Source organism: Parapedobacter lycopersici, from assembly GCF_024643285.1.
Classification (GTDB): Bacteria; Bacteroidota; Bacteroidia; order Sphingobacteriales; family Sphingobacteriaceae; genus Parapedobacter; species Parapedobacter lycopersici.
On record NZ_JAMSLW010000002.1, the window covers coordinates 153863 to 166233 of the forward strand.

At 50.6% G+C, this 12371-nt stretch carries 11 protein-coding genes; 8 read left to right on the plus strand and 3 right to left on the minus strand.

The annotated features are described in order from the left end of the window. Positions 1-14 precede the first annotated feature (14 nt). Both NEV57_RS04835 and NEV57_RS04840 read right to left on the minus strand, forming a co-directional pair. A complete protein-coding gene (locus NEV57_RS04835) occupies positions 15-965 on the minus strand; it encodes a phosphoribosylaminoimidazolesuccinocarboxamide synthase (protein ID WP_257657172.1) in 951 nt (316 codons plus the stop codon). Between the two features lie 100 nt (positions 966-1065). Continuing rightward, positions 1066-2031 (minus strand): PhoH family protein, encoded by a 966-nt coding sequence (locus NEV57_RS04840; protein ID WP_257657173.1) that lies wholly within the window; start codon positions 2029-2031, stop codon positions 1066-1068. A 250-nt stretch (positions 2032-2281) separates the two neighbouring features. Between NEV57_RS04840 and NEV57_RS04845 the strand changes: the two genes are divergently transcribed. The 8 genes from NEV57_RS04845 to NEV57_RS04880 all read left to right on the plus strand — a co-directional run bounded on the left by NEV57_RS04845 (position 2282) and on the right by NEV57_RS04880 (position 9199). Next, on the plus strand, positions 2282-3067 hold the full coding sequence (locus NEV57_RS04845; RefSeq protein ID WP_257657174.1) for an SAM hydrolase/SAM-dependent halogenase family protein: 786 nt from the start codon (positions 2282-2284) through the stop codon (positions 3065-3067). Positions 3068-3082: 15 nt separating this feature from the next. Beyond that, positions 3083-3652, plus strand: coding sequence for a hypothetical protein (locus tag NEV57_RS04850; protein ID WP_257657175.1), 570 nt, complete (start codon positions 3083-3085; stop codon positions 3650-3652). Between the two features lie 67 nt (positions 3653-3719). Next, entirely contained in the window at positions 3720-5546 is a 1827-nt protein-coding gene (locus NEV57_RS04855; protein ID WP_257657176.1) for an ABC transporter ATP-binding protein, read from the plus strand. Between the two features lie 99 nt (positions 5547-5645). Then, positions 5646-5987: a hypothetical protein gene (locus NEV57_RS04860; protein WP_257657177.1), complete on the plus strand. Its 342-nt coding sequence runs from the start codon at positions 5646-5648 to the stop codon at positions 5985-5987. A gap of 59 nt (positions 5988-6046) precedes the next feature. After that, positions 6047-6706 carry a heme exporter protein CcmB gene (locus NEV57_RS04865; protein ID WP_257657178.1) on the plus strand — a complete coding sequence of 220 codons (660 nt, stop codon included), beginning with the start codon at positions 6047-6049 and terminating at the stop codon, positions 6704-6706. A gap of 21 nt (positions 6707-6727) precedes the next feature. Next, on the plus strand, positions 6728-7396 hold the full coding sequence (gene ccsA / locus NEV57_RS04870) for a cytochrome c biogenesis protein CcsA (RefSeq protein ID WP_257657179.1): 669 nt from the start codon (positions 6728-6730) through the stop codon (positions 7394-7396). Between the two features lie 66 nt (positions 7397-7462). Further along, positions 7463-7681, plus strand: a complete 219-nt coding sequence (locus NEV57_RS04875; RefSeq protein ID WP_257657180.1) for a CcmD family protein — start codon at positions 7463-7465, stop codon at positions 7679-7681. Between the two features lie 81 nt (positions 7682-7762). After that, positions 7763-9199, plus strand: a complete 1437-nt coding sequence (locus NEV57_RS04880; RefSeq protein ID WP_257657181.1) for a Glu/Leu/Phe/Val family dehydrogenase — start codon at positions 7763-7765, stop codon at positions 9197-9199. A 51-nt stretch (positions 9200-9250) separates the two neighbouring features. Here NEV57_RS04880 and NEV57_RS04885 read toward each other — a convergent pair whose 3' ends face one another. Continuing rightward, positions 9251-12196 carry an FAD-binding and (Fe-S)-binding domain-containing protein gene (locus NEV57_RS04885; RefSeq protein WP_257657182.1) on the minus strand — a complete coding sequence of 982 codons (2946 nt, stop codon included), beginning with the start codon at positions 12194-12196 and terminating at the stop codon, positions 9251-9253. Positions 12197-12371 lie beyond the last annotated feature (175 nt).

Here is a 12371-nt window from a genome sequence, read left to right on the forward strand (position 1 = left end):
GGTCTGTTTAATGATTAACTAATTATCCGCCGCAGCGCGGCGGCAGTCTGGCTTGCTACCCGATCCATTACATCCGACTGTTCCGGATATTTAAAGGGTTCGCCAGTAATGTGTTCATATAATTCAATGTACCTTTCGGATATCGAAGATACGATTTTATCGGTCATTTCCGGAATTTGCTGGCCTTCCTGGCCCTGAAATCCGTTTTCGATCAGCCATTGGCGGACGAACTCCTTGGACAGCTGCCGCTGGGGATTGCCCTCCCGCTGCAGGTTTTCATAGCTGTCTGCATAAAAATACCGCGACGAATCCGGTGTGTGGATTTCATCGATCAGGTATATCCGGTCGCCCAGCTTACCAAATTCATATTTGGTGTCAACCAGGATCAGTCCACGTTCCGCCGCCAGTACCGTACCCCGTTGGAACAGCGCTTTGGTATAGGCTTCCAGCTGCCTGTAATCTGTTTCCGAAACCAGTCCCTGCCGGAGAATCTCCGCACGGGAGATATCTTCGTCATGTCCTTCACTAGCCTTTGTTGTAGGTGTGATAATCGGTTCCGGAAACCGGTCATTTTCGTTCAATCCTTCGGGAAGTTGCTCGCCGCAGACTTCGCGCTTTCCGGCGCGGTATTCCCGCCAGGCATGGCCCGAAAGATAACCACGGATCACCATCTCGACCTTGAACGGCTGACATAGGCGGCCGATGGTGACGTTCGGGTCCGGTACATCAAGTACCCAGTTTGGCACAATGTCTTCGGTTGCTTTGAGGAATTTCGCTGCGATCTGGTTGAGCACCTGCCCTTTGTAGGGGATTGCCCGGGGCAGGACCACGTCAAAAGCCGAAATGCGGTCGGTTGCGATCATGGCCAGGTACTGATCGGCAATGGTATACACATCGCGGACCTTCCCCCGGTAAAATGCCGTCTGGCTTTCAAAATTAAAATCGGTTTCTTTTATCGTATTCATATGCGGTTAGGCGGTCGGTCGCCTATCATGATGCTGTTTATTTCACTTATTTCCCCTGCGGACGGGGCTGCCTTTACTCCTGAAGTCTCCTGTTGCTGCGTTAAATATCCCCGTAGGCTTCGAGGATCCGCCGGACCAGTTTATGCCGTACGACATCGCCCCCACTCAAATAAATAATATCGATACCTTCAATATCATCCAATAGTTTAATGGCGTTCTGAAGGCCCGACTGCTGCTTTTTGGGCAAATCAATCTGCGTGACATCTCCCGTCACGATGAATTTTGCCGTGGGTCCCATACGGGTCAGGAACATCTTCAGCTGCATATCCGTGGCATTCTGGGCTTCATCCAGAATAACAAAACAATTATCAAGTGTCCGTCCCCGCATAAATGCCAGTGGAGCCACCTCAATCGTCCTGTTCTCCAAAAACACCTTTAGCTTTTCCACCGGAATCATGTCATCCAGCGCGTCATAAAGCGGTCTCAGGTAAGGATCAACTTTTTCCTTGAGGTCACCCGGCAGAAACCCCAGGTTCTCGCCTGCTTCAACAGCCGGCCGGGTAAGAATGATCCGCTTCACCTCTTTGTTGCGCAACGCCCGTACAGCCAATGCCACAGCCGTATAGGTTTTCCCCGTTCCGGCCGGACCGATCGCGAACAAGATGTCGTTCTTCACGATGCTGTCCACCATCCGCCGCTGATTGGCCGTCCGCGCTTTAATCACCATCCCGTTCGGCCCGAAAACGATGGGCTCCCCGGAACTCTTTGTCTCCGCCTTGACGGCCGCTTTGCCCTTTGTTGCCGTTACTTCCGTTGCGGTTTCCAGGATCGACTCAATATCATTCGGTGTTAAGCTGTTGTATTGCTCCACATGGGCAATAATCCGATCGAAATAGCCCTTAAACGCACTGATTTCCTGCTCATCACCCAACACCTTCACCTCGTTCCCCCGGGCGACGACCTTCAGCTTCGGGAATTGCTTTTTTACTATTTCAAAATGCTCGTTCTGTGCTCCCCACAATACTGCGGGATTGACATACTCCAGGGTAATACTTAATTCGTTCAAATTTGCTATTCATTAACATATGCGCACTGCTCCGTCACGCGACGGCCAATGCGGCCAAAAAGTCCATAAATATAGGTATTAATTCACATCTGTTTATGCCGAAATAAAAAATCGCACCCACGATCGCATGTATGCGGAGTTATCCCGTCCGCCGCTTTGCGAATCCGGAAATTTCACAGTATACTTGCCCTCTACGATGGAGCAGCGGATCCAGTGTACGGATTTTTGATTTTATCAATAACATGGCGGAATGGGTACCATCACCTTAACGACGGATTTAGGACATAAAGATTTTTACCAGGCGGCACTTAAAGGCAGTATTATCAGCCAGTATCCTGCCGTGCGATTGCTGGATATCTCGCACGATATCCCTCCCTTCGATATTCAATACGCAGCATTTGTATTAAAAAATGCCTATCCATACTTTCCCGAGAAAACAGTGCACCTGATCGGCATTGATTCGTTGTATAACAATGAGGAGACCCGTTACCTGGCCCTGCGGTATAACAACCACTTTTTTGTGGGTGCGGATAACGGTATCTTTTCCCTGATTCTCGATGGCAAGCCGCAGGAAATTGTAGAGCTGAACATCATTCAGGACCTGAAGTACCTGCACTTCCCGCTTACTGACATCTTCAGTAAGGCCGCCTGCCACCTGGCCAAGGGTGGAAAGCTCGCTGAAATCGGCGATCCGGTTGATTCGCTGACTGACCGGACATTGATCCAACCGATCGTGGAGAAAGATGGCTTACGGGGAAGCGTTATTTTCATTGATTCTTTCGGCAATGTCATCAGCAACATCAGCAAGGAGCTTTTCAATAAAGTACAGCGCGGGAGAAGTTTTACCTTGTACTTCAGGCGCAATGAAACCATTGACCAGATGAGCTGGCACTACAACGAGGTTCCGGAAGGCGAAAAACTCTGTCTATTTGGCATTAGCAATTACCTTGAAATCGCGATTAATAAAGGAAATGCCAGCGGGTTACTGGGACTGAATAAAGGCGATATCATCCGGGTGGAATTCGGAAATAAATAGTTAAAAATGAAATTCATGCATTATACAACCCGCACATGCGGCCGACCACTGCGATGGGCTGCACTATTTGGTTGCCTCCTGTGGCTGCCTTTCGGGGCGCTGGCACGGCAGGCACCTGATACGACACAGCGGACAAATGCCGCCTACGAAGCGCAGCGCAACAAAGTAAACGAATTGCTCGACCAGCGCAGTGCCCGGTTTGGCCAGTTCAACCAAAGCCTGGAACAGCGCACCGGCATTTTTGGACTGAAGACCAAAAAGGATATGCAGGCATCCATTGACATTCTCAAGCAGATTGTACTGACGGATAATGATATCTTCAGGGAAACCAAACAGCTGCTCGATTTCAAGGATTTTGAAAAAACCCAGATTGCGGAACAGGCTTCCGAATTCGACGGACGGATCAATGGGTATATTAAAACCATCAGCAAGCTTCAGCAGGAACAGGAGCGCCTTCAGCAGGAATTGCGGTCGCTTCAGCAAAATAACCGCCGTTACCTGGGACTGCTGCTGCTTACCCTGGCGGTGCTCGTCGTGTGGGCAGCTTTCATTTTCCGGCGAAGGAAAAAATTGACGAAGGCGTGATACGGTCTTATGTTATTGTATATACTTTTGTCCCTATAAATTTTATTTATAAGGATAGTAACCGAACATGGCAAGAGCACGATTAAATAGCGGGGACGCGCCAACAGAGGATCTGCCCAAACCCAAACTCACCAAAACCACGCTGAAGAAGGCAGCCAGGTTACTGGCATATCTTCGGCCCTATCGGGTGAAGTTTGTTATTGGCATGGGTTTTTTATTCCTGTCCAGCCTTACGGCATTGGCGTTTCCGGCTTTACTGGGGTCCATGATCGATGCCGCACAGGGAAAACAAAGTTATGCCTGGCTCCCCGCCGACATCCGTACCATTGGCATCGTCGCCTTTGTAATTCTGTTTATCCAGTCGGCCGTATCATTTTTCCGGATACGCCTGTTTGTGGAGGTAGCTGAAAAATCCCTGGCCGATATTCGCCGTGATTCCTATTATAAACTCATCACACTGCCGCTTGATTTTTTCTCCAACCGGCGTGTGGGCGAGCTTAACAGTCGCCTGTCGGCCGACCTGGCACAGATCCAGGATACGATGACTACTACACTTGCCGAGATCATCCGGCAGGTCATTCTGCTTACCGGCGGCGTTTGTTTGCTATTTGTCGTTTCGGGCAAGCTGACCCTCCTCAACCTCAGCATACTGCCCATCCTGGTGGTTATTGCCGTGGTCTTTGGCCGCTTTATCCGCAAACTGTCCCGCCAGGCACAGGACCGGCTGGCCGAGTCCAATACCGTTGTTCAGGAGACCCTACAGGGTATCAGCAACGTCAAGGCATTTGTAAATGAAGCTTATGAAGCTTCCCGTTACTCGAAAACGCTGCAAGCCGTGGTAAAAATTGCCGTTAAAGGAGCCACCTACCGGGGCATGTTTGCATCGTTTATTATATTTTGCCTGTTCGGGGCGGTGGTTGCGGTCATCTGGTACGGTTCATCACTGGTCGCCGCGGGCGATATTTCTGTCGGTGAACTCACGACCTACATCCTATACTCCATTTTTGTTGCGGGGTCCATGGGTAGCTTCCCCGAATTATACGCCAACGTACAAAAGGCAATAGGCGCCAGCGAGCGGGTTATTGAAATCCTGGAAGAGCAGGAGGAAGATTCAGGGTTATTGCAGGAAGAAAAATCCATTGAACGCCATCTGCATGGCAGCATCGCATTTGATGGGGTTACCTTCGCCTACCCTTCGCGGCGTGAGATCACAGTACTTAAAAATGTAAACTTTGAAGCCAGAGCAGGTGAAAAAGTGGCCATTGTCGGTCCAAGCGGTACCGGAAAATCGACCATCGCCTCGCTTGTGCTCCAGTTTTATAAACCCGACAGCGGCCGTATTCTTTTCGACGGCATGGAAGCAGCCCGCTACGCATTGACAGATATCCGCAGCCAGGTAGCCATTGTACCGCAGGATGTGCTGCTGTTTGGCGGCACGATCCGTGAAAATATTGCCTATGGCCGGTTAACGGCCGACGCGGAGGAAATTATTACAGCCGCAAAACGGGCCAATGCACACCATTTTATCATGGACTTTCCCGAGGGGTATGACACCATGGTTGGCGAGCGCGGCGTAAAGCTGTCCGGCGGCCAGCGCCAGCGCATTGCCATTGCACGGGCCCTGCTGAAGGACCCGGCTATTCTTATTCTCGATGAAGCAACATCCTCGCTGGATTCCGAATCGGAGCGCCTGGTACAGGAGGCTTTGGAAGAACTCATGAAGAACCGGACATCCATCATCATTGCGCACCGCCTCTCCACCATCCGTGAGGCGGACCAGATTATCGTGGTGGAAGGCGGACAGGTAGTAGCCGCCGGTTCGCACGATGAGCTCATGGGAATGGAGAAAGGCCTCTACCGCCACCTGTATAAACTCCAGCTGGCTGATAAATAGCCCCTGTCTGTTTGTTTTTATTTCTCCTGGCCGGCAAACATTTTACCGGCAGGGTTGTTCAGTAATTGAAGGTAAAAATAAAACCAAAAGGACATCAAGATGAATACGAAAAACAATATCATTACTTTTGCGTTGGTAGGACTCGCTGCAGGAACGATAACCTGGTTGTTATTAGGCACCAAGGAAGGCCGTAAACAGTTAAGCTGCGCAAGCGACGGAATCCGTCAGTTTACGGACTCCATGAAAAACAACGCGAAGAAGGGATTGGACAAAGCGGCAGAAATGGCCAACAAGGCAAGCAAGGAAGCCCAGGATATGCGTGCCAAAGCGACCAGCAGCGGAAAATCAATGTTGAATAAGGCCGATCAGGCTGCCAAAAAATCGATCAACAAAGCAGCCGACGCCATGAAAACGGCCCGGCGTAAAACCGACATCTCTTAATAGCCTGCATGCAGGGAAACATTCGCCTGAATTAACGGACGAATTGTATCTTTGCGAAAATGAGCTTACTGAAAGAGGTCGGTTCCCTGATCCAAAAAGACATCATTCTCGAGTGGCGTTCCAAATACGCACTTAACGGCATTCTGCTGTATGTGGTATCTACGGTATTTGTCTGTTACCAAGCATTCAAATCGGTAGATCCCACGACGTGGAATGTGCTTTTCTGGATTATTATGCTTTTTGCCTCGGTCAATGCCATCAATAAGAGTTTTGTCCAGGAAAGCCAGCACAGGCAACTGTATTATTACACCATTGCCGGACCTAAAGCCATAATCCTCTCAAAAATAGGCTATAACGTACTGATCATGCTGCTGCTATCGGCTATCGCTTTTACGGCGTATGCGGTAATATTCGGTACGCCGGTGGGCGACCTTACCCTTTACCTGCTTGCCGTGGTTTTGGGCGCCGTCAGTTTTGCAGCCGTCTTTACCATGGTCTCCGGTATTGCTGCCAAAGCCGGCAACAACAGTACCCTGATGGCGGTACTGAGCTTTCCGATTATCATCCCGTTGCTGATTATCCTGATCAGGTTATCCAAAAATGCGATGCTTGGACTGGACTGGAGTGTCAGCTACCCTGAACTCCTGGTGCTGGCGGCGATTAATGTCATTACTGTTACGATTTCTTTATCGTTATTTCCTTACCTTTGGCGGGATTGACCCCGCGAACAACGAATGACAATGAAACATTATTGGTGGAAAATACTAGCCCTGCTATTGCTGCTTTATGGCATTATCGCTGGATTATTGGGCCCCGTTCCGGCGCTCCCTATCGTACATGAAACCATTCGCAATGTATATTTCCATGTACCCATGTGGTTTACCATGTTTACGCTGTACCTGATTTCTGTAATTTACAGCATCAAGTACCTTTCTTCCAACAATCCGCATCACGACCTGGTGGCTGTTGAAAGTGTAAACGTCGGCGTTATTTTTTGTACTTTCGGATTGCTTACGGGCATGGCCTGGGCTAACTTTACCTGGGGTGCACCCTGGCCGAACGACCCGAAATTAAACGGCTCGGCCATTGCCACGTTAATGTACCTGGCTTACCTGGTATTGCGGAATGCATTGGAGGAAGAACAGAAACGGGCTAAAATCTCCGCGATTTACAATGTATTTGCCTTCCCCATCATGATCGTACTGATGTACATCCTTCCGAAAACCACGGACTCGCTTCACCCCGGCGCCGGCGGAAATTCGGGCTTCGGCCAGTTTGACCTCGACGGATCGATGAAAGCCGTGCTCTACCCGACGGCCATCGGCTGGATACTGACGGGTATTTGGCTCATGACATTGCGGTTCCGCATCCGGAAACTCGAATACCAAAACCACACTGTATCCGAGTAAATATTCGCATTATATAAATAATAAAACGTGAATACTAAATTTTGGCAATATTTAACGCGAAACAATATGAAAAAGATAATTCTTTCTTTTCTATTAGTTATCAATGGGTTAATATGTAGTTTTGCCCAAACAAATGCTGAGGTCGAAATGGCCACAGATTTTCGCAGTTCGGGCAAGATTTACGTGGTGATACTGGTGTTGGCTATCATTCTGATTGGACTGGCCATTTATTTATTCACCATTGATAGAAAAATCACCAGGTTGGAAAAATCGCGCAAAGCATAGCGCACACATCGACAGCCAAGGCTTACCCGCTGCTGAACAGCAAACAACTAAAATTTAATAATCTTTACATTAAGTATGGTTATGGTTAAGTCAACAGCGAATTCCATCCAACAGCCTCACTTTTTTGATGACGTATCTGAATTTTTTGACCATGCAGCCCGGTTTACCAAACACCCGCAGGGCCTGCTCAATCAGATCAAGGTATGCAACAGTGTCTATCGTTTCAGTTTCCCGTTCCGAAGGGGTGACCGGCTGGAAGTAATCAACGCCTGGCGCGTAGAACATTCACAGCACATGTCGCCCACCAAAGGCGGTATACGGTACAGCGATATGGTCAATGAGGATGAAGTGATGGCCCTCGCCGCGCTTATGACCTTTAAATGTGCCATTGTCAATGTGCCGTTCGGAGGTGCTAAAGGGGGCATCGCCATTAATCCCAAAAACTATTCAGTGGATGAACTGGAAACGATCACGCGCCGTTACACGGTAGAACTCATCAAGAAAAACTTTATCGGGCCTGCCATTGACGTACCTGCCCCCGATTACGGCACGGGCGAACGGGAGATGAGCTGGATTGCGGACACTTATACAACCATGAACCCGGGACAACTCGATTCGTTTGGCTGTGTTACCGGAAAACCGCTTTCCCTACATGGCATTGCAGGCAGAAAAGCCGCTACCGGCCGCGGGGTGGCCATCGCTATACGGGAATGCCTGAGCACGCCTGAAGACATGAAAGCGCTTGGCCTTACACCCGGTATCGAAGGTAAAAAAATAATTATTCAGGGACTGGGTAATGTCGGTTACAATACCGCGAAAGTACTCATGGAGTTCGGCGCCATCATTGTCGGTATCTGCGAATACGACGGCGCATTGTATAACCCCGATGGACTGGATCCGGATGCCATTCTTCAGCACCGTAAAAACACCGGTTCCATACTGGGTTTTAAACACGCCAAAAAAGAGTTTAAGAACCCTGCCGCAGGCATGGAACAGCCCTGTGACGTGCTGGTGCCCGCTGCGCTCGAAAACCAGATTACCATGGAGAACATCGGTCGTATCCGTGCGAAAGTGATTGCGGAGGGGGCCAATGGGCCGACCACACCTGCCGCAGCCAATGCCTTCGTGAAAAATGGCGGAATTATCATTCCGGACATGTATTGCAACGCCGGCGGGGTCACCGTATCGTATTTTGAATGGCTGAAAAACCTGTCGCACGTTGCGTTCGGCCGCATGGATCAGCGGTATGAGGAAAAGGCGAACCTGAACCTGGTAAACATGGTGGAAGCAATGACCGGCGTATCCCTGACCAATGAACAGCGAAATACGATTGTAAAAGGCGCTTCCGAACTGGAATTGGTCAATTCCGGATTGGAAGACACCATGATCCGTGCGTACCACGAGATCCGGGAAGTCAAAAATTCCACTAAAGGAGTTGACACTTTACGCACAGCAGCCTTTATTGGTTCCATCAATAAAATTGCGATATCTTACCAGAACCTCGGAATCTGGCCATAAATTACCAGAAAGCCGTCATTTCAAATGAAATGACGGCTTTCTCTTCCGGCACTATTTTACGAGTGCATTCCAAAGAATTTCGACAGGGTGATAAGCCCGCCTTCCCGCTCCATCTTTAATCTGGTGCCGGCAACTGGTGCCCGGCGCGGCAATGATCACGTTCTCGGCAGCTGCCCTGACCGCAGGGAGCAACACCAGTTCACCGACATTCATGGAAACCTCAAAATGCTCTTTTTCATAGCCAAATGAGCCCGCCATGCCGCAGCACCCCGAAGGGATAACCGTTACTTCATGCCCCTCCGGAAAGGCGAGTATCTTTTCGGTGGCCCCAACCAGGTGGAAAGCCTTCTGATAGCAGTGGCCATGCAGCTTTATCTGCTGTTTAGCCGTACCAAACCGTGAGCGGTCAATGTGACCCGCATCCATTTCCCCCGCGAGAAATTCGTCGATCAGCAGGGCACTGCCGGCCAGCCGCTCCGCTTCGGACAATAATTCCCGATCGACCAGATCGGGGTATTCATCCCGAAAGGTCAGCACAGCAGACGGTTCAATACCGATCAAGGGTGTTTCCGCCGTGATGAAGTCCTTCAGCATACGGACGTTGGCGTTTGCGATGTCTTTTGCTTTCCGGACCAGCCCTTTCGACAGGTACGTCCGGCCGCTTTCCAGGTGATTAACCAACTGCACATCGTATCCCAGCGCAGTCAGCAGCTCGTACGCCGCCTTCCCGATGTCCGTATCGTTGTAGTTGGTAAATTCATCGCAGAAAAGGTAGACCCGGCGGCCGGTCGCTCCATGCCCCTTTTGGCGGGCCTGCCTCCGTGCCACCCATTTTCTAAGGGTGGTACTGCCCACTTCGGGCAGCGATCGGTTCTGGGCGAAGCCAAGTATGCGTTTTACGATGGAGGAGGTGAAATTATTCCGGATCACGAAATTGTAAAGCCCCGGAACGTAACTGGCCAGGTGCTGGGACTTTGTGAAGTTGGCGATGACATTTGCCCGGAACGGGGTACCATTGGCATCGTAGTAATGTTGCAGAAACTCTGCCTTCATCTTGGCAATATCAACACCCGACGGGCATTCCGTCTTACATCCCTTACAGCTCAGGCACAGGTCCATTACCTCCTTGATTTCATCGTGGTCAAACCGGTTAACCTTCCGCGAATCGGTGAGAAACTGCCGAAGCATGTTGGCCCTCGCCCGTGTCGTATCCCGTTCTTCACGGGTAGCCATGTAAGACGGGCACATCGTCCCTCCGGTAATGTGCGTCTTTCGGCAGTCGCCCGAGCCCGAACATTTTTCCGAGAGCCTCAGGATACTTTCCTGTTTACTGAAATCAAATATGGTGGGAATCTGGATATCCGAGGTGTCTTTTTCGTACCGCAGAAACTTATCCATGGGTGGTGTATCGACAATTTTGTTGGCGTTGAAGATACCGGCCGGGTCAAATATCTGTTTCACTTTTTCCAAAAGCGCATATACCTCATTACCCAAAACCGCACCGATGAATTCCCCGCGCAGCCGGCCGTCGCCGTGTTCCCCGCTCAACGAGCCATTGTATTTCTTTACCAGCTGTGCCGTCTGTGCAAGCACAGAGCGGAATGCCTGCTTCCCCTCCGGTGTTTTCAGATTGATCAGCGGCTCGACATGGAGCTCACCGGCACCGGCATGCGCATAATAAGAGGCCTTAAGGCCATGATTATCCAGTATTCCCTGCAATTCCTCAATATAGGCGGGTAAATCTGCAGGCAACACCGCGCAGTCTTCGATCAGGTTTACCGGCTGTGTGTCCCCCGGCAGGTTCCGGATCAGTCCCAGTCCGGCCTTGCGGACGTCCCAGACCAGTGTTGTTTTCGCCCCCCCGGTAACCAGCGGGTGCGCATAACCCAGTCCCTGCGCCTGCAGGTCGGCCCGCAGGGCAGCCGCCTTGCTGGCTACCTCCTCGGGAGTTGCCCCCCGGAATTCCACCATCAGCAGCGCTTCGGGATCCCCTTCAATAAAGAACCGGTTATACTGGTAAGTAGGGTGCCCTTTGGTGAAATCAAGAATGTACTTATCGACCAATTCAGAGGCCTCCGGATGATGCGCCAACGCAATGACATTGGCGTGCAGTGACTCGATCAATGAATGGCAATGGATGCATAGCAGACCGATTTCCTGTGGCGGAAGCGGCAGCAAATTCAGCTTAAGTTCTGTATGGATACCGAGGGTTCCCTCCGAACCGGCCAGCAACCGGCATAGATTAAAGGGCTGTTCACTGTCCGCCAGCAGATCCAGCGCATACCCGGTATTACGCCGCGTAATTGAACGTTTAGGATAATTATCCGCAATGACGCGCCGGTTGGATTCGTCAGTCAGCAGGGCATTCATCTCCCGGTAGATCGCGCCCTCCCGGTTGGGTTGTTTCAATTTCTGGAAAAGTACAGCATCGTCCAACGGTTCAAAGACCACCTGCGTCCCGTCATCAAGCAATACCGTAGCCGATAACAGGTGGCTACGCGTATCGCCCCATACAATGGAGTGCAGTCCACTGGAGTTATTGCCTACCATTCCACCGATCATGGCCCGGCTGGCTGTGGACGTTTCCGGACCGAACATCAGCCCATAAGGCTTCAGGTATGCGTTCAGGTCGTCGCGGATGACACCCGGCTGCACGCGTACCCAGCGTTCCTCGGTATTCACTTCCAGCACCTGGTCAAAATGCCGGGATACATCAACAATAATGCCCCGACCGACCACCTGTCCGGCCAATGAAGTGCCTGCCGTACGCGGAATGAGTGTAACACCATTCCCCGATGCAAAGGCAATCAGCTGTTTCAGGTCATTTTCATCTTTTGGGATTGCCACGGCAAGGGGACGCTCCTGATACACCGACGCATCGGTTGAATAAGCGCGTATGATGGTGGCATGCTCGGCACTGTCACTATAATAGAGCCTGCCGGTTAACGAGCGGCTCAGGTCGGCTAACGCCGGTGCTATGTTTTCAGTCTTGGTCATACAACTGCGAATATAAACATAATGTAGTTTTCAGGAAGCCGTGAGTGGTTATTTACATCCATACCAAATACGCATTTGGAAGGAAGGCAGTACCGGCGGCGGCTGATGTTAATCGCAGAAATTTAATACAGGCATTACATTAAGGTCATTTCCTTTCCTTCTATTTGCATTGCAA

Bases quoted from the DNA above. Each gene is read 5' to 3' on its own strand.
- NEV57_RS04845 (WP_257657174.1), top strand. From the start codon at position 2,282: ATGGGTACCATCACCTTAACGACGGATTTAGGACATAAAGATTTTTAC.
- NEV57_RS04885 (WP_257657182.1), bottom strand. From the start codon at position 12,196: ATGACCAAGACTGAAAACATAGCACCGGCGTTAGCCGACCTGAGCCGC.
- NEV57_RS04850 (WP_257657175.1), top strand. From the start codon at position 3,083: ATGCATTATACAACCCGCACATGCGGCCGACCACTGCGATGGGCTGCA.
- NEV57_RS04855 (WP_257657176.1), top strand. From the start codon at position 3,720: ATGGCAAGAGCACGATTAAATAGCGGGGACGCGCCAACAGAGGATCTG.
- NEV57_RS04865 (WP_257657178.1), top strand. From the start codon at position 6,047: ATGAGCTTACTGAAAGAGGTCGGTTCCCTGATCCAAAAAGACATCATT.
- ccsA (WP_257657179.1), top strand. From the start codon at position 6,728: ATGAAACATTATTGGTGGAAAATACTAGCCCTGCTATTGCTGCTTTAT.
- NEV57_RS04860 (WP_257657177.1), top strand. From the start codon at position 5,646: ATGAATACGAAAAACAATATCATTACTTTTGCGTTGGTAGGACTCGCT.
- NEV57_RS04875 (WP_257657180.1), top strand. From the start codon at position 7,463: ATGAAAAAGATAATTCTTTCTTTTCTATTAGTTATCAATGGGTTAATA.
- NEV57_RS04880 (WP_257657181.1), top strand. From the start codon at position 7,763: ATGGTTAAGTCAACAGCGAATTCCATCCAACAGCCTCACTTTTTTGAT.
- NEV57_RS04835 (WP_257657172.1), bottom strand. From the start codon at position 965: ATGAATACGATAAAAGAAACCGATTTTAATTTTGAAAGCCAGACGGCA.